Origin of the sequence: Amycolatopsis sp. Hca4 (genome assembly GCF_013364075.1) — a bacterium.
Taxonomy (GTDB): Bacteria; Actinomycetota; Actinomycetes; order Mycobacteriales; family Pseudonocardiaceae; genus Amycolatopsis.
The window spans coordinates 7,471,351-7,489,089 of sequence record NZ_CP054925.1; the positions used below are offsets into that span (position 1 = coordinate 7,471,351).

Consider the following 17,739-nt stretch of genomic DNA (forward strand, 5'->3'; position numbering starts at 1 on the left):
CGTGCAGCACCGGCTCGCCCGCCTCGACCGCAAGCTCACGCCGCTGCTGTTCGTCGCGCCCTTCTTCGCCCTGTTCGTCGGCTTCGGCGCCTTTCCGCTGCTGTACACGGCGTGGGTTTCGCTGCACGACTGGGACCTCCTCGAAGGCGACCGGGGCGGCTTCGGCCTCGCCAACTACGGCGCCCTGCTCACGGATCCGCACTTCTACAACGCGCTCGCCAACACGGTGAGCATCTTCCTGCTCGCCGCCGTCCCGGAATTCCTGCTGGCGCTGGGCATCGCGGCGCTGCTCGACCGGCCGCTGCGGGCCGCGACCTGGTGGCGCACCGGGGTGCTGCTGCCGAACGTCGTGTCCGTCGTCGCCGTCGGGCTGGTCTTCGGGCAGCTGTTCAGCCGTGACTACGGTGTCGTCAACGAAGTCCTCGGCTGGTTCGGCGTCGCGCCGGTCAACTGGCGGGCGAGCACCTGGACGTCGCACTTCGCCGTGGCCAGCATGGTGCTCTGGCGCTGGACCGGCTACAACGCCCTGATCTACCTGGCCGCGATGCAGGCCGTCCCCGGCGATCTCTACGAGGCCGCCGAGCTCGACGGTGCCTCGCGGTGGCGGACGTTCTGGTCGATCACCGTGCCGGGCATCCGGCCCGCACTGGCCTTCACGGCCATTGCCGGCACGGTCAACGGCCTGCAGCTGTTCGCCGAGCCGCAGCTGTTCGACGCCGGCGGCTCGGCAGGCACCGGCGGCAACGACCGCCAGTTCCAGACGCTGGTCATGTACCTGTACGAGAAGGGCTTCACCCACCTCGACGCCGGTTACGCGGCCGCGCTGACCTGGGTGATGTTCGTGATCTGCGCGCTGTTCGCGCTGGTCGACTACCGGCTGGTGCGCCGGTTCGTGAGGTCGGCGTGACGGCGCGGCGGCGGCCGGGCGGCTGGGTGTACGCCGTGCTGACCGGGGTGCTCGGCGCGTCGATGTTCCCGCTGTACTGGTCGTTCGTCGTGGCCACGCGGGACAACTCGGCGATCGGGGAGACGTCGCCGCTGCTGCTGCCGGGCGGGCACCTGGCCGAGAACGTGCGGCGGGTCTTCGACACCGTCGACTTCTGGCTGGCCATCGGGAACTCGCTGATCGTCGCGGGCACCGTCACGGTGGCCAACGTCGTGCTCGCCAGCCTCGCCGGGTTCGCCTTCGCGCGCCTGCGGTTCCGCGGCCGCAACACGCTGTTCCTGCTGGTCCTCGGCTCGGCGATGGTGCCGGCGCAGCTCGGTGTCATCCCGCTCTACCTGGTCGTCGGCGACCTCGGCTGGTACGGGCGGCTGGAAGCGGTGATCGTGCCGGCGCTGGTCAGCGCGTTCAGCGTGTTCTGGATGCGCCAGGCGTGCGAAAACGCGATCAGCCCGGACCTCGTCGACGCCGCGACCGTCGACGGCTGCTCGATCCTGCGCACGTACCGGCACGTCGCCGTGCCCGCGCTGCGGGCGCCGGCCGTGGTGCTCGCGATGCTGACGTTCATGGCCACCTGGAACGACTACTTCTGGCCGCTGGTGGTCCTCGACCCCAACGAGACGCCGACCGTGCAGGTCGCCCTCTCGCAGCTGGCCAGCGGCTACTACACCGACTACGCACTGATGCTCACCGGTGCCACCGTCGCCGTCGTGCCGGTCATCGCGTTGTTCCTGCTGCTGGGCCGCCACCTCGTGCGGGGCATCCTGAAAGGGGCACCGGTATGACCTTCCCGACCGGCTTCCTGTGGGGCGCGGCGACCGCGTCCTACCAGGTCGAGGGCGCGGTGGCCGAGGGCGGCCGCGGACCGTCCATCTGGGACGAGTTCGCGGCGACCGAAGGCAAGGTGCTCGACGGTGCGACCGGTGACGTCGCCTGCGACCACTACCACCGCTACCCCGAGGACATCGGCCTGCTGGCCGACCTGGGGCTGAACGCCTACCGGTTCTCCGTCGCCTGGCCGCGGGTGATGCCGGACGGCAAGACGGAGTCGGCGGCCGGGCTCGCCTTCTACGACCGCCTGGTCGACGAGCTGCTGAGCCGGAACGTCGTGCCGGTGCTGACGCTCTACCACTGGGACCTGCCGCAGGCGCTGGAAGACGCGGGCGGCTGGCCGTCGCGTGACACGGCGTCGCGGTTCGCCGACTACGCGGCGGTGGTGCACGCCGCACTCGGCGACCGCGTGTGCCAGTGGACGACGATCAACGAGCCGTTCTGCGCCGCGTTCCTCGGCTACGGCAGCGGCGTGCACGCACCCGGCGTCCAGGACCACGCCACGGCGCTGGTGGCGGCCCACCACCTGCTGCTGGCGCACGGCCTGGCCACCCGTGCGCTGGCCGGGCCGCAGCACGAGTTTTCGCTGGCGCTGAACTTCGCACCGGCGATCGCGGACGGCGACACCCCGGCCCACGCGGAGGCGGCCCGGCAGTTCGACGGCATCCACAACCGGTTCTTCCTGGACCCGGTGCTGGGCCGCGGCTACCCGGCGGACGTGGTGGCGGCCGCGGGCCGGTTCGCCGAGTGCGTCCGCGACGGCGACACGGACGTCATCGCGGCCCCGATCGACTGGCTGGGCGTGAACTACTACGCGCCGGCCCGCGTCACGCCGCTCGAGGACCCGCAGGCGCCGAGCAACTGCCCGCTGCCGACGTTGCGGGGCATGGACGTCCTGCCGGCCCGGCCGCCGCTGACGGCGTTCGGCTGGGAACAGGCCCCCGGCTCGCTGACCGGCCTGCTGCGGTGGATCGACGACCGGTCCGGCGGCCTCCCGCTCGTGGTGGCCGAGAACGGAGCGTCCTTTGTGGACACGGTGGTCGACGGCCGCGTGTACGACGCGGCCCGGGTGAACTACTTCATGGAGCACCTGCAGGCGGTCCACGACGCCATCCGGGCCGGCGTCGACGTCCGCGGGTACTTCGCCTGGTCGCTGCTGGACAACTTCGAGTGGGCGATGGGGTACACGCAGCGGTTCGGCCTGGTGCACGTCGACTTCGAGACCCAGCGGCGGACGGTCAAGGAGTCGGGCCGCTACCTGGGCCGGGTCGCCAAGGCCAACGCGCTAGGGACGCCGCCGGACGGCGTCGGCGACGCCCGAGCGTGACGGCGTCTCCAGCTTGCCCAGCAGCCGGGCCACGTGGGCCTGGACCGTCCGCCGCGGCAGGGACAGCTCGGCCGCGATTTCCGGGTTGGACCGGCCGTCGGCGACCAGCCCGGCGATGCGGACCTCGATCGGCGTCAGCGACTCCCAGCCGTGGCCCGGCCGGATCGGCGAGAACAGCGCTCCCCGGCGGACACCGAGGCGGCGCAACCGGGTCTCCGCGCGCCGCAGGTCCCAGCGGGCCGCCAGCACCGTGTACAGGTCGGCGGCCTCCTCGAACGCCGCGTGCGCCGCGTCGAGACGGCCCGCACGGGCGAGCAGCACGGCCGCGTCCTCCAGCGCCGAGGCCAGTTCCGGGCGGCGGCCGACCGCGCGGAAATGCTCGGCCGTGGCCAGCACCGGCGCCGGGTCCTCCTCGATCAGCCCGCGGCACCACGACACGGCCGCGTGCGCCCGCGCCGGACGCCGCTCCTTCGCCGCCTCCTCCTCGCACACCGCCAGCGCGCGGCGGGCGCGGGCGACGTCGTCCTGCTCCATCGCCAGCCGCACGAACGACGGTAGCCACTGGTGGCGCAGCATCATCTGCGCGTACGTCGGGTTAAGGATCGGCTCCAGCACCGCCAGCGCGCGGACGCGGTCGCCGCGCTGCTCGGCGGCGAGGGCGTCGGCGACCAGCAGGAAGTCGAAGCTCTCGCGCTCGGCTCCGGTCGCCGGGGCGTACTCCTCCGCCGCGTCGAGGTGGGCCGCGGCCTGGGCCCGGTCGTCGCGGCGGCCCGCGATCAGCGCCGCGACCCCGTGCAGCAGCAGCGCGGCCGGGCCGGGCTCGCGCAGGCCGTAGAAGGTGATCGCCGGGCCGTCCTCGATGACCGTGTCCAGCTCGACGAGCGCCTCGTCCCAGCGGCCTTCCCAGTACCGGTGCACCGCGGCGGACACCTGCAGCCCGACCGGCAACGCGTGCCGCGCCGCGACTTCACCCGCCGCGCGCAGGGCCTCACCCGCCTCGGCCAGCCGGTCGAGGTTCTGCAGCGTGAAGACGCGGTTGTCGAGCAGGTCGAGGTGCAGGTCGGCCAGCTCGTGCTCGTCGCCGACGGCCTCGATCGCGGCGTCGATGTGGGCGAGCGCGCGGTCGTGCTCGCGGCGCACCGAATCGACCAGCCACAACGACTGCAGCGCGTGCGCGGTCAGGTAGCGGTCGCCGCCGGCCAGCGCCTTCGTCTCGTGCGCCGTCCGCTCCGCGGCGTCCAAATCGGACAGGCTGCCGCGGCGGAAGTTCGCCAGCAGCTGCCGGTGCTTGACCCGCCAGAGCTCCGGCACGGCCGGGTCGTCGACCCACGCCGCGAGCGTCGCGACGGCGCCTTCGGTGTCACCGCGGCGGTGCCGCAGCGCCGCGAGCACGTGCCGCATCTCCTCGGCGGCGTCCGGGTCGGTGGCGACCTCGAGCGCCTGCCGCGCCAGGGCTTCCGGGCTGCGTTCCAGCCGGAACAGCACCTTCACCAGCGCGACCAGCAGCGTCTCGCGGCGCGGGTCGGTGCCGTCGCAGGCGGTCAGCGCGCGTTCGAGCAGCTCGACGGCGATCAGCGGCGCCCGGGTCGAGACGGCGGCGTGGTGCGCGGCGAGCCAGTCCAGCACCCATTCGTCCACAGTGGCCGGTGCGGCCACCAGCTGCTCGGCGACGCGCTTCACCGGCGCGCCGATCCCCGCGAGCGCTTCGGCGGCCTGCCGGTGCAGCGCCGCCCGCGTCCCGGCCAGCAGCCGGTCGTACAACGCCTGGCGCAGCAACGGGTGCCGGAACGCCAGCTGCGTCCCGGTGTCGATCAGCACGTTCGCCGTGACGGCTTCCTCCAGCGGCGCCAGCAGGTCCGACGGCCGGGTGCCGAGCACCGCGGCGACGTCGCCGACGGCGAACTCCATGCCCAGCAACGCGCCCCAGCGCAGCACTTCCTGCGTCCGCGCCGTGAGGAAGTCCAGCCGCCGGTCGACCGCGGCGACCAGCGACCGCGGTGCCTCGAACTCGGCCGGGTCGTCGACGTCGGCCCGGCCGCCGCTCACCTCGACCGCACCGGCGCGCCGCAGGACGTCGACCATCTCCTTGACGTACAAGGGGTTCCCGGCGCCACGGGCGGCCAGCTCGCGCAGCCCCGGCCCGGGTGGCGCACCGAGCTGGTCCTCGATCAGCCGTCCGACGTCGGCGCCGGTCAGCGGCGCGAGGTCGAGGACGACGCCGTCCCGCGCCTGGACGCCGCGGCGGAGCTGGGCGAGCTCGGCGCGGTCCGGCGCCGGCCGGGTCGCGGCCACCAGCAGCAGCGGCAGCTGCCGGGTCGCCGCGCAGAGCCGGTGCCAGACCAGCACCGAAGCCTCGTCGGCCCACTGCAGGTCGTCGAGCACCAGCACCTGCGGCGACTGCGCGCACAGCTCGTCGACCAGCGCCAGCAGCCGGTCGACCGCGCCGAGCACCGGGTCGGCCGGGCCCCAGCTGCGCTGCGCCGGGCTCTCGCCCGCGAGTTCCTTCGCCACCCGCGCGCGCCGCGGGTCGGGTGAATGCCCGTCGATGGCCAGGCACTCCAGCACGACCTGCAGCGGGAACCGGGTGCTCAGCTCGTCGGCGGCCGCCCAGAGCCGCTGGAAGCCGGGGCCGTCCGGCAGCGAGGAGGTGAGCAGCGCGGACTTGCCGATCCCGGCGTCCCCCTCGATCCAGACCGCCCGGCCCCGGCCGGCGCGGACGTCGGCGACGAGCTCGGCGAGCTTCGCCGTCTCCGCCTCGCGGCCGAACAACCGGTGCCCGGTGACGACGACCGGCGGCGCGGGCGCGTCGAGGGCGGGGTCCTGGGCGAGGATCTGCTGCTGGAGCCGCTGCAGCGCCGCGCCGGGTTCGACGCCGAGTTCCGCGACGAGCGTGGCGCGGGCGTCGCGGAAGACGTCGAGGGCGTCCGCGGGCCGTCCGCTGCGGTAGAGGGCGAGCATGAGCGACTCCCGCAGCGATTCCCGCAGCGGGTGTTCGCCGGCCAGCACGGCCAGTTCCGGCGCGAGGTCGAGGTGCCCGCCGAGGGCGAGCACGGCCTCGGCGCGCCGTTCGAGCGTGTTCAGCCGGAGCTCGGCGAGGTATTCGCGGTGGCGTTCGGCGAACCCGCCAGGCACCCCGGAAAGCGCTTCGCCCTGCCAGAGCGCGAGAGCGGCGTCGAGTTCGGTCACGGCGGCCCGCGGATCGCCGTGCTCGAGGTGCTGCTGCGCGCGTTCGCGGTGCCGTTCGAACAGGGCCGCGTCGAGCGCGTCTTCGCCGAGGATCAGGGAGTACCCGGCGGGATCCGAGACGAGCACGCTGGCCGCCGACCAGCGCGACCGGTCCGGTTCGAGGGCGCGGCGCAGCCCGGACACGTAGGTGTGCACGCTGCCTTCCACGCTCGCCGGCGCCGAGTCGCCCCAGACACCGGCGATCAGCTCGGCGCGGGGGACGGGCCGGCCGGCGTTGACGGCGAGCACCGCGAAGATGGCGCGCTGGCGCGCGGGGCCGAGGCCGATTTCGGCCGCCCCGCGCCAGGCCCGCAGCGGGCCGAGCACACCCACCCGCAGGCCGGTGTCCGCATCCGCTGGCATGTCGTTGCCGTCCCCTCTGGGGCGTGCGCCCCAGACCCCTTCCCCCAGGGACATCTCGGTACCGACTATTCGGTGACCTTACCGACGTGGCAACCCCCGGAAGGTTGCTTGTTCAACTCGCGAAGACCGTCATTCGCCCGCGACGGCCCGCGAACGCACCGAAGGCGCCCGCCGGATGCCGAACGGCCCCATCCGGGCCTCCGCGCGCCGGACGTCCCACACGGCGCCCATCTCGGTGTACGCGGTCAGCGCGCCCCGGAACGCCGTGCGGGCCTCGGCCAGCTCGCCCGACTCCGCCAGCAGGATCGCGGCGTCCTCGGTGGCCTTCGCGTGCTTGAGCACCCGGCCGGCCGCGCGGTAGTGCCCGGCCGCGGTCAGGACCGGCCGCGGATCCCCGGTCGCCAGGCCCCGGCAGTGCGCGGCGGCGGCCGCGTGGGCGGGCGGGACGTCGCCCGCCGGCTCCAGCAGGCGCAGGGCGTCCTGCAGGCGGCCGCGGTCGCCGAGCTGCAGCGCGAGGCGGACCAGGTCCGGCAGCCACTGGTGGCGGGCCGCCGGCGGGTAGGTGTCCTCCAGCAGCGGCAGCAACGCCGTCAGCGCCGCCTCCGGCCTGCCCTCCTGCTCGGCCAGCAGGGCACGGGCCGCAAGCAGGAAGTCGCCGCCGTCGGGCTCGAGGCCCGGCGGCCACTGCTGCCGGTCGGCCGCGTCGAGGTGGGTGCGGGCCTGGCCCGGTTCGCCGCGGTGGCCCGCGATCAGCGCGCCGACGCCGTGGACCAGCAACGCCGAACCCGGGCTGCGCAGCACGTAGGACGCCGTCTCGGCGCCGCCGCGGATCACCGCGTCCAGCTCGGCCAGTGCCTCCGGCCAGCGGCCCAGCCAGTAGTAGTGCACCGCGCCGGCCAGGTGCATCTCGCCCGGCACCGCGCGCGTCGCGGCGATCCGGCGGGCGGCGTCCAGCGGCTCGGCGGCGTCGTCGAGGCTGTCGAGGTTCGGCACGGCCAGTGCCGCGTCGTCGAGCGGGTGCAGCCCGGCGGGCGCCAGCGCCGTCTCCTCGCCCAGCTTCTCCAGCGTGGCCAGCAGCGACTCGTGGCGCCCGCGCCACATCTCCGGCACGTCGGCGTCGTCGAGCGTCCGCTTCAGCTCGGCGGTCGCCTCGGCGAAGTCACCGCGGCGGTAGTAGACGTAGGCCAGGATCCAGCGCATTTCGGCCGCGCGCCTGCTGTCGGACGTGCGCGCGACCACCGAGCGGGCCTCGGCTTCGGGCTCCCGGCCGAGCCAGAACAGCAGCCGCGCCAGCGTCGCGGTCAGCGTCTCCCGCGCGTCCGGCGGCAGCGTGCCCTGGGTGACGGCGTGGCGCAGCAGGTCCACCGCGGTCCGCGGGGCCTCGGTGGCGACCGTGCCGATGTGCTCCAGCAGCCACCCGGTGACCCACGGGTCCACCTGCGCGGGCGCGGCCGCGAGCTGCTCGGCGACGCGTTCCGCGGGCGCGCCGGCGGCGGCGAAGGCCTCGGCCAGCTGGCGGTGCAGCGCGACCCGCATCGCGGCGGGCGACTTTTCGTAGAGCACCCGGCGCACGAGCGGGTGCCGGAACGCCAGCCGGGCCCCCGATTCGACGAGCACCCCGGACGCGATCGCCTCGTCGACCGCGCCGACCAGCGCCGTCGGGGGCCGCTCGGTGGCGACGGCGATGTCGGCCGGGGAGAACTCGCGGCCCAGCAGTGCGGCCCAGCGCAGCGTGTCGCGGGTCCCGCTGGAGAGGAAGCTCAGGAACTGCGTGATCCGCGCACCGAGCGGCGACGGGATCGTCTGGCACGAGTTGCCGTCCAGGTGCGCGTGGACGCCGTCGAGCACGATCATCGACTGCGCGAGCAGCGTCTCGACGATCTCCCGGACGTAGCGGGGGTTGCCGGCCCCGTAGGAGACCAGCTGCTGCAGCCCGGGCCCGGGTGGCGCGCCTGCCAGCTGGGCGGCCAGCTCGTGCGTCTCGTCCTCGGCCAGCGGCGGCAGCGTCAGGACGCTGATGTCATCGTTGTCGAGCAGGTCGTCGAGCGCCGCCGGGCGGGGTACCGGCCGGCACGCCCCGACGAGCAGCAGCGGCAGCCGGCGCGTCTCCCGGCTCAGGTAGCGCCAGACGCGCAGCGTCGCGTCGTCGGCCCACTGCAGGTCGTCGACCACGAGCACGAGCGGCGCCTCCGCGCACAGCTCCCGGACCAGCCCGAGCACGTCGTCGACGGGGTCCTCGCCGGGCTGTCCGGCCAGCCGCGCGGCCAGCGCGGCCCGGCGGGGGTCGGTGGCGCGCGGGTGCACGCCCAGCGCGTCGAGCAGCGGCCGCAGGGCGAACCGCTGGTCCAGCGCGTCCGCGGCGGCGAAGGCCGGGTGGAAGTCGCGCGCCGCGGCGAGGACTTCGGCGAGCAGCGCGGTCCGGCCGCTGCCCGGCTCGCCGTCCAGCCACACCGACCGGCCCGCCCCGGTGCCGAGTCCGACGACGGCTTCGTGCAGCCGGTCGAGTTCCGCCTCCCGGCCGACGAAGATCTCCGCCCGCTCCGGCAGCGCCGCGGCCGGCACCCGCGGCGCGGCCCGGACGGACGGCGCCGCCGGCCGCGGTTCCGGTGCCGGGGCGGGCTTCTCCAGCAGTTCGTCGTGCAGCCGCCGCAGGGCCGGGCCGGGTTCGGTGCCCGAGGACTCGACGAGCCGGTCGCGGACGTCGGCGTAGACCGCGATCGCCTCGGTCCGCCGCCCGGCCTGGACCAGGGCCCGCATGAGCAGCCCGCGCAGCGTTTCGCGGAACGGGTGTTCGCGGGTCAGCGCGGTCAGTTCGGCGACGAGCTCGGTGTGCCCGCCCGAGTCCAGCACGACTTCGGCGCGCCGCTCGACGGTCGCCAGCCGCACTTCGGTGAGCCGGGCCCGCTGGGCGGCGGCGAACGGCCCGGGCAGGCCGGACAGCGGGACGCCGTGCCAGAGCGCCAACGCCTCGTCGAAGGCTTCGCGGGCCCCGCGGAGGTCACCGGCGGCGTACTGGCGTTGCGCCTGCTCGCGCAAGGCTTCGAAGCGGTGGACGTCGATCGCTTCGGCGTCCAGGCGCAGTGAGTAGCCGGACCCGATCGACGCGAGCAGCTGCGGGCCTTCACCCTTGGCCCGGCCGGGTTCCAGCGCGCGCCGCAGCCCGGAGACGTAGGTGTAGATGGAGCCCTGCGCGCTCTGCGGCGGCGCGTCGCCCCAGACGGCGTCGATCAGCTCTTCGCGCGAGACCGTGCGGTTCGGGTGCATCGCCAGCGCGGCGAGGACCGTGCGGCGGTGCGCGGAACCGAGGTCCAGCTCCGTTTCGCCTTGCCAGGCCTTGAGGGGGCCGAGCAGCTGGAGTCTCGGTGCGGAGCCGTCCGCGGCCGACATCGGTCTCCCTTCGTGCGTGAACGAATCGTCACGCGCCGGATGCCTGCCGTGAGCATACGCGGACGTCGTGAACCGGCAGGCAAGGATGGCGGACATTCGGGCAAGGGCCCCCGGCGCGGGGTTCCGCGCCGCCACTGCGTGCGTCACCCTCGGGGGCCGGAGAGGAGCCCCGGATGCCGACCGAAGACATGCAGCGGGCCGCCGCCTGTTTCGCGTCCGCCCTCGATGGTGCCCGGTCCCGCCTGCGTGACGTCAACAGCGAGATGGCGACGGTGCAGGCGTCGTGGCGCGGGGAGGCTTCGGTGCGGTTCGGCCAGGCGATGAGCGACTGGGAGCAGGAGTTCGACGTCATCCTGTCGCGGCTGGCGGAGCTGCTGGAGACGACCGGCGGCACGATGCCCCGGCCGCGCCTGCCGTGACCCGCCTCGACTTCAGCTTCGCCGACCTGGTGCTCGACCGGATGGGCACCATCACCGGCGACCTCGGTGCCCTGCTGGCCGACCTGGAGGCCCGGGTCGAGCCGGAATTGGCGGGCTGGTCCCCGGAGGCGCAAGAGGCGTACTGGCGCGCCAAGCGCGACTGGACCCGCGCGGCCGGGCGGATGCCCGGGTGCCTGGAGCGGGCGCGGGCGGCGTTCGGGGAGCTGTCTTCACGGGCGTGAAGACGGAATAGGGAAGGCGTGAAGACGCGCCGTCCACACTGCCACCATGAAGCCCGTCGAAGTGAGCGTCCTCGCCTCGGACCCGATCACGTACGCCGGCGCGGTGAGCCTGCTGGACAACCATCCCGACGTCCGGCTGACGGACCTCGTGCCGGACGTGCTGCTGGTGATGGAGGACCACGTCACCGAGAGCGTCCTCGGCGAGATCCGGGCGGCCAAGGCGTCCCACGTCGTGCTGGTCGTCGAGCACTTCCGCGAAAGCGACCTGATGGCGGCGCTGGAGTGCGGTGTGGTGGCGATCCTGCCGCGCCGCGAAACCGGGGGCGCCGAGCTGGTCACGGCGGTGCTCGCCGCGGGTGACGGCACGGCCAACCTGCCGCCGCGGCTGCAGGGCGCGCTGCTGGCGCAGGTGCAGCGGATGCGCAAGGACGTCCTGGAGCCGAACGGGCTCACGCTGTCCGGGCTGGCGGCCCGCGAGTGCGACGTGCTGCGGCTGGTCGCCGAGGGCTTCGGCACCGAGGAGATCGCCGCGAAGCTGTGCTACTCGGAGCGGACCGTGAAGAACGTCCTCTACGGGCTCATGACGCGCTGCGGCTTGAACAACCGCGCCCACGCCGTCGCCTACGCGCTTCGGGCCGGAGCAATCTGAGACGTTTTCTCTGCCACTGTCACCTTTCCGTGGGCTAGGGTCCGATCATGGTGCTCACGGCAGTGGAGATCGCGGCCTCCGTCCGCGCCGGGCAGCTCGATCCGGTCCAGGTCACCGAGGAGGCCCTCGAGCGGATCGCCGCGGCGGACGGCGTCATCGGCGCCTTCCGGCGGGTGCGCGCCGAGGAGGCGCTCAAGGAGGCCGCGGAGGTCGCCGCGCGGCCGGATCTCGCGTCGCTGCCGCTCGCCGGGGTGCCGGTCGCGGTCAAGGACGTCACGGAGGTGGCCGGCGAGTACGCGTCGCACGGTTCGCTGGCGGGCCCGGCCACCCGGGCGGACGCGGACGGCGTGATCGCGGCCCGGCTGCGCGCGGCGGGCGCGGTGCTCGTCGGGCTGACCCGGGTGCCGGAGCTGTGCATCTGGCCGATGAGCGACACCCCGGACGGCATCGCCCGCAACCCCTGGGACCCCACGTACGCGGCGGGCGGCTCCTCGGGCGGCAGCGCGGCGGCGGTGGCGGCCGGGCTGGTCCCGCTGGCCCACGGCTCGGACGGCATGGGCTCGGTCCGCCTCCCGGCGGCGATGTGCGGCCTGGTGGGGCTGAAGCCGGGCGCGGACCTGCTGGCGGAGGGCGGCTGGTTCGGCATGTCGGTCCACGGCCCGCTGGCCACGACGGTCGCCGACACGGCGTTGCTGCTCTCGGTGCTGGCCGACGCGCCTTCGCTGGCTTCGGTGGCTCCGCCGTCCCCGGTCCGCATCGGCATGACGACGACGGTGCCGCTGCTGCGCACCCCGGTCCCGAAGGAGCTGGTGGCGGCGGTCTCGACGGCGGCGGGCCACCTGGCGGCGGCGGGCCACGCAATCGACCCGGCCGCACCCCGCTACCCGGCGACGATGGTCCTGGGCATGACGGCCCGCTGGCTCGCGGGCCCGGCGGTCCAGGCCCGCGAATTCGACGCCTCGCGACTGCAGCGCCGCACGCGCGCGCACGTCCGAGCGGGGCGCCTGGTCGAGCGGGCCGGGCTGCTCCGCCCGCGGACGCGCGATCGGTGGGTGGAACGGGCGGAGGAGTTCTTCGCGTCGCACGAGGTGCTGCTGACGCCGACGCTGTCGCACTGGCCGGTCAAGGCCGGGCGCTGGCACGAGCGGGGGTGGCTGGCGAACGTCCTGCCGTCGACGCGGCTGGCGGGCTTCACCGGTCAGTGGAACTTCGCGGGCTATCCGGCGATCACGGTCCCGGCGGGTCGTTCGGTGGTGTCCGGGTTGCCGACTTCGGTGCAGCTGGTGGCTCGGCCGGGTGGGGAATCGCTGCTGCTGGGCTTGGCGGCCCAGCTGGAAGCGGCGAACCCGTGGCCCCGCACGGCCCGCAACTGAGACCTCGGCCGGCCAGCAGCGGTTCGATCTCCGGGGCACGGCCGCGGAAGGCGCCCGCACTGCTGTGCACAACTGAAAGCGCGCTGCTCCCGGGCGCCGGAAACTGTCGGTGCCTGCCGGTAGCGTAAAAACCGGGGGTGTCCCTATGTGGTTGTCAAGCCGCGGCGGAGCGGGTTGGCGATAAGGGGTGCCGTTGCGGAGCATCGCGTAGAGGACGTCGCAGCGGCGGCGGGCCAGGCAGAGAGGGCGGCGTTGTGCTTCTTGCCCTCGGCGCGTTTGCGGTCCTAGTAGGCCCGGCTGGTCGGATCCGACAGGGCAGCGAAGGCGGCGAGGAAGAACGCCCGTTTCAGCTGCCGGTTGCCGGTCCGGGCGGGGTGCTCCCCCTTGATGCTGGTGCCGGAGCTGCGGGTGACCGGCGCGATGCTGGCGTAGGCAGCCAGATGCGCCGAGGATGCAAAATTGGAGGCGTCGCCGACCTCGAGCAGGATGCGGGCGGCGGTCCTGACCCCGATGCCGGGCATCGAAGTCAGGACCCCGGCAAGAGGGTGCGCATCAAGTATCCCCTCGACCTGCTCAGCAACCTGCTTCCGCTGCAGGAGAACCGCTTTCAAGCTGTCGGCCAACCGCGGCAAGACCGTGTCCGCAGCGGCGGTGCCCGGGACGGTGACCGTCTGCTCGGCGAGGGCGGCCATGATCGCCTCGACCAGTTTGTCGCCGAGGCGGGGCGCGTGGACCTTGGCGATGGCGGTGAGTTTGCGGCGGCCGGCTTTGGCGATGCCGGTCGGTCCGCCGCAGCGGGAGAGGATTTCCAGCACCGCCGGGTGGCTGATCCGTGGTCGGATGGCCTGCTCCAGAGCGGGGTGGATGCCGGTGAGCAGGCCGCGGTTGCGGTTGCTGATGCGGGTGGCTTCGCCGGCGAGGTCGTCGTCGAACCCGATCAGCACCTCCAGTTCGGCCAGGGCGTCGTCGCCGACGTCGACCGGGTGCAGGGTGTGGGGCAGGGAGCGGGCGGCGTCGGCGATGACGAATGCGTCGCGGGCGTCGGTTTTGGCGCGGCCGGGGTAGAGGTCGGCGATGCGGCGCATCGCCAGCCCGGGCAGGTAGGCGACCTGGTGCCCGGCGGCGCGGGCGACCGCGACCGGCAACGCCCCCGATCGTGGCGGGTTGGTCGACCACGACCAGCAGTGGTCCGTGCGCGGCGAGCTTGTCGAACAGGGCTTTCAGCTTGGATTCGGTGTTGGGCAGAGGCCCGTCATGCAGTCGCTTGCCGTCGGGGTCGAGGCCGACGGCGTGGTGGTTGTCCTTGCCGACGTCCAGGCCGAGGAACACGCTGAAAGTGCTGCTCATCCACCTTGCCGTTCGTTCGCCGCCTCGTGGTCATCCGGTCAGGCATCGAGCGCCGGCACCCACGTTACGACGAGACCTACCTGGCGGTGGCCGTGTCCCTATCAGCGGTCGGTCGATGCCACCAGGCCCGGTGACTCCACCCCCCCGGAGCATGGGTTCGCCTGGGGGCGCAAGTCATGCCAGGCCTGGTGACCACAACTCCCTGGTCGGGAGCCAGGAAAAAGGTAACGGGGCCCTCCACGCGCGCGCGGGTTGTGGGCTTCGCAGCGCGCGCTCGGCTGGAGGCTCCTCACACGATGAAGGCCGCGCCGGGGACCCAGGAGTCCCGCAACGCGGCCTTCACGGATGTTCGGTGGCTCAGGCGCCCGGCTTGCTCCCCGTCGGCGAGAGCGGCTTCGCCGCGTTGCCGTTCGCGCCGTTGCCGTTCGCCGGCTTGGTTGCCGGGCCGTTCGAGTTCGCCGGCTTGGCGGCCTGCGGGGCCGGCTTCGGCGCGGGTTTCGGAGCCGACTTCGGGATCGACGGCTGCACCACCGGCACGACCGGCGCCGACGGCGTGGTCGCCGACTCCGCGTCGCCGCCGACCAGCTTCGATGCCTGCGGGATCACCGCCTCCTCCGGCAGCGTCGCCAGCTGCGTCTCGCTGCGGTTGAGGATGTCCTCGGCCAGCGCCAGGCTCTTGCGCGCCTGCTCCCGGATCTCGGCCAGCCGCTCGACCTTGCGGTTGGCCGCCGTCGTGCGCTGGGCCGCCTGGGTGGTCGCCTCGTCGAGACGGCGCTTGGCCTCGGCCGTCGCCTCGTCGAGACGGCGCTTGGCCTCCGCCGTCGCCTCGGCGATCCGGCGCTCCGCCTGGTTCTTGCTCGCCGTGCGCTGGTCCGCGATGTGCTTCTCCAGCGCCGCCTTCTGGGCCGCCTGGGACGCCTCGAACTCGCGCTCCAGCTTCCGGCGCTTGCGCTCGGCCTCGTTGTCCAGCAGCTCGCGCCGCTGGGCCGCCTCGATCGTCAGCCGCTGGACCTCGGCGCGCGTCTCCGCCAGCGCGTTCTCGTGCTCGGAGTGCAGCAGGTCGGCCTGCTTGTCCAGCTCCGCGACCAGCTTCGAGTACCGCTCGCGCAGCTTCGTCGACGCCTCCGTCGAGGACGCCCACGTCTTCTCCGCGGCCACCTCGGCGCGCTTGATGATCTCGTCGGCGCGGGCCTGCGCGAGCGTCACCGTGCGCTGCATGCGCTCGTCGAGGTCCTCGAGCCGCTCCGGCGGCTTCTTCAGCTCTTCGATGCGCGCTTCCAGCGCCGCGACCTGCTGCCGCACGGTCTCGGCCTCGCGGGTCGCGGCGGCGGCCTGCGCGGCGGCGGCGTCGCGTTCGCTGAGGACCCGGCGCAGCTGGGCTTCGATGTGGTCGAGGTACTGCCGCACCTCGTTGCGGTCGAAACCGTGCCAAGCCTGGGTGTACTCACGACGGAGGGGGAGGAGGCCGTTGAGGGCGGTTGCGGCGGGGTCGCGCTCAGGAACCATGGGCCCGACCGTACCCGGGCACCCGCCGCCTCCGCCCTCCGGCTTCACGAATCACCAACACGTGTCGCGGTGTCGCCGGAACGGCCGCACCCGAGAAACGCTCAGTTACCAGTGGAACCCGCGCGAAAGCCGGGCCAGCGTCATCGCCGCACGGGACAGGTGTTTCTCGCCACGTCCGATCTTGAGTTCGCCCGAACCGCCCGCCGCGGTCGAATCCGGGAAGATCCGGTAACCCTGGTACGCGATCGCGTCGGTCAGGCCCGGCGTGAGCGTGTAGGCCAGCCCGATCGCCTGCCCCGCCGGGGTGCCGATGTGCTTCGGCCGCTCGACGAGCGCCTTCATCACCATGTCCGCCGCCTGCTCCGGCGACTTCGTCGGGAACGCGTCGTAGATCTTCGTCGGCCGGATCATCGGCGTGCGCACCAGCGGCATGTGGATGGTGGTGAAGGTGATCCCGTCGCCGTGGGTCTCGGTCGCCGCGATGCGCGAGAAGTAGTCCAGCGCCGCCTTCGACGCCGCGTACGCCGAGAAGCGCGGCGCGATGCCCTGGACGCCGATCGACGACACGTTCACGATGTGCCCGAACTTCCGCTCCGACATGTGCGGCAGCACCGCGAGGATCAGCCGGACCGCGCCGAAGTAGTTGATCGCCATCGCGCGCTCGTAGTCGTGCATCCGGTCGTACGACAGCTTGATCGACCGGCGGATCGACCGGCCGGCGTTGTTGACCAGCATGTCGATCCGGCCGTGCTCGGCCAGCATCGCGTCGACGGCCTTGTGCACCGAGTCCTCGTCGGTCAGGTCGGCCGGGTACACCGACGCCGTGCCGCCGGCGGCCACGATCTCGTCGCGGACCTCCTCCAGCTCGTGCCGGCGGCGCGCGACGAGCAGCGGGACGCCGCCCGCGGCCGCCACCTTCAGCGCGGTCGCGCGGCCGATGCCCGACGACGCGCCGGTGATGATCACGCGGCGGCCGTCCAGCTCGCCGCGCGGGCCGTGCTTGCGCGCGCGGAACGGGTCGAGGTGCTCGCGCCAGTAGCGCCACAGCGTCGGCGCGTACTCCTCGAGCCGCGGGACCTCGACGGTGCCGGCCAGCGCCTTGCGCGTCTCGGCCGAGGAGAACACCGACGGGAACGCCATCGTGTCCAGCAGCACCGGCGGGATGCCGAACCGCTCCATCACCGCGTCGCGCGCGATGGTGACGCCGGGGATGTGCTCGGTCAGCTTGACCAGCCCGACGATCCGCTTCGAGAGGCCCTCGCCCAGCTGCACGGTGATCGTCGGCGCGCCCGCGGCCCGCGCGAAGGCGTTGTACACCGAGACGACCGGCTGCGGCTCCGGGTTGACCAGGTGGAAGGCGTGCCCGTCCAGCCCCGGCTTGACCACCAGCTCCAGCAGCGCCTTGGCGACGTAGTCGACCGGCACGATGTTCGTGTCACCCAGGTCGGGGCCGACGATCGGCAGCACGTCCGGCAGCCCGGCGAGCCGGTTGATCGCCGGGAAGAGGTAGTACGGGCCGTCGATCTTGTCCATTTCGCCGGTCTCGGAGTGCCCGACGACGACGGCAGGCCGGTACACCCGCCACGGCACCTCGGTCTGCTCGCGGACGATCTTCTCGGCTTCGAACTTCGTCCGGTGGTACGGCGTCACCAGCCGCTGCCCGGCGTCGAACATCTCCTCGGTGAACACGCCTTCGTGGTCGCCCGCGACGGCGACCGACGAGACGTGGTGCAGGCAGCCGGCGCGCAGGTCCGCGGCGAGGTCGACGACGGCCCGCGTACCGTCCACATTGGCCTTGATGCTGGCTTCGTCGTCGGCGGTGAGGTCGTAGAGCGCGGCGAGGTGCACGATGTGGTCGACGCTGCCGCGCAGCTGCTCGCGGTCCGCTTCGGACACGCCGAGCAGCGGCTCGCCGAGGTCCCCGGTCACGAGCGTGACGCGGTCGGAGTGCGGCCACTGGTCGACCAGCGCGGCCAGCTTGGCCCGCGAGGACGCGCGCACCACGAGCGCGACCCGGTCGTCGTCGGGGCGGGAGAGCAGCAACCGGGTGAAGTGACGCCCGATCAGTCCGGTCGCCCCGGTCACCAAGAACGTCGCCATCTCACTCACACCTCTCGCCGCACCGCC

Annotated in this window: 11 protein-coding genes and 1 pseudogene; 7 read left to right on the forward strand and 5 right to left on the reverse strand. The window is 73.6% G+C overall.

The window, feature by feature from the left end:
* The first annotated feature begins 1 nt into the window (after position 1).
* Genes HUT10_RS33820 through HUT10_RS33830 form a run of 3 tightly spaced genes read left to right on the forward strand, consistent with a single transcriptional unit; the run spans position 2 to position 3,101 of the window.
* On the forward strand, positions 2–907 hold the full coding sequence (locus HUT10_RS33820) for a carbohydrate ABC transporter permease (protein WP_176174900.1): 906 nt from the start codon (positions 2–4) through the stop codon (positions 905–907).
* A complete protein-coding gene (locus tag HUT10_RS33825; protein WP_176174901.1) occupies positions 904–1,728 on the forward strand; it encodes a carbohydrate ABC transporter permease in 825 nt (274 codons plus the stop codon). The genes HUT10_RS33820 and HUT10_RS33825 overlap by 4 nt, the downstream gene beginning before the upstream one ends.
* A complete protein-coding gene (locus HUT10_RS33830) occupies positions 1,725–3,101 on the forward strand; it encodes a GH1 family beta-glucosidase (RefSeq protein WP_176174902.1) in 1,377 nt (458 codons plus the stop codon). Before HUT10_RS33825 ends, HUT10_RS33830 begins: the two co-directional genes overlap by 4 nt.
* Here the strand turns inward: HUT10_RS33830 and HUT10_RS33835 are convergent.
* Positions 3,060–6,689, reverse strand: a complete 3,630-nt coding sequence (locus HUT10_RS33835; RefSeq protein ID WP_254897136.1) for a BTAD domain-containing putative transcriptional regulator — start codon at positions 6,687–6,689, stop codon at positions 3,060–3,062. The two genes, HUT10_RS33830 and HUT10_RS33835, sit on opposite strands and share 42 nt — an antisense overlap.
* A 129-nt stretch (positions 6,690–6,818) precedes the next feature.
* On the reverse strand, positions 6,819–10,076 hold the full coding sequence (locus tag HUT10_RS33840; protein ID WP_176174903.1) for a BTAD domain-containing putative transcriptional regulator: 3,258 nt from the start codon (positions 10,074–10,076) through the stop codon (positions 6,819–6,821).
* A 173-nt stretch (positions 10,077–10,249) separates the two neighbouring features.
* Here HUT10_RS33840 and HUT10_RS33845 point away from each other — a divergent pair, with 173 nt between their 5' ends.
* Genes HUT10_RS33845 through HUT10_RS33860 form a run of 4 tightly spaced genes read left to right on the forward strand, consistent with a single transcriptional unit; the run spans position 10,250 to position 12,759 of the window.
* Entirely contained in the window at positions 10,250–10,495 is a 246-nt protein-coding gene (locus HUT10_RS33845; protein WP_176174904.1) for a WXG100 family type VII secretion target, read from the forward strand.
* On the forward strand, positions 10,492–10,737 hold the full coding sequence (locus tag HUT10_RS33850; RefSeq protein ID WP_176174905.1) for a WXG100 family type VII secretion target: 246 nt from the start codon (positions 10,492–10,494) through the stop codon (positions 10,735–10,737). Before HUT10_RS33845 ends, HUT10_RS33850 begins: the two co-directional genes overlap by 4 nt.
* 46 nt (positions 10,738–10,783) lie before the next feature.
* The gene (locus HUT10_RS33855) at positions 10,784–11,386 is read left to right on the forward strand and encodes a response regulator transcription factor (protein WP_176174906.1); all 603 of its coding nucleotides are present in this window, start codon (positions 10,784–10,786) and stop codon (positions 11,384–11,386) included.
* 47 nt (positions 11,387–11,433) lie between these two features.
* Positions 11,434–12,759 (forward strand): amidase family protein, encoded by a 1,326-nt coding sequence (locus HUT10_RS33860; protein ID WP_176174907.1) that lies wholly within the window; start codon positions 11,434–11,436, stop codon positions 12,757–12,759.
* A 180-nt stretch (positions 12,760–12,939) separates the two neighbouring features.
* On the opposite strand, the pseudogene HUT10_RS33865 reads toward HUT10_RS33860, so the two are convergent.
* From HUT10_RS33865 to HUT10_RS33875, 3 genes and pseudogenes are all read right to left on the reverse strand, one after another.
* A pseudogene (locus HUT10_RS33865) lies at positions 12,940–14,106 on the reverse strand (IS110 family transposase); the annotation flags it as partial.
* A gap of 357 nt (positions 14,107–14,463) precedes the next feature.
* Positions 14,464–15,612 (reverse strand): cell division protein DivIVA, encoded by a 1,149-nt coding sequence (locus HUT10_RS33870; protein ID WP_176174908.1) that lies wholly within the window; start codon positions 15,610–15,612, stop codon positions 14,464–14,466.
* A gap of 105 nt (positions 15,613–15,717) precedes the next feature.
* The gene (locus tag HUT10_RS33875) at positions 15,718–17,712 is read right to left on the reverse strand and encodes an SDR family oxidoreductase (RefSeq protein ID WP_176174909.1); all 1,995 of its coding nucleotides are present in this window, start codon (positions 17,710–17,712) and stop codon (positions 15,718–15,720) included.
* Positions 17,713–17,739 lie beyond the last annotated feature (27 nt).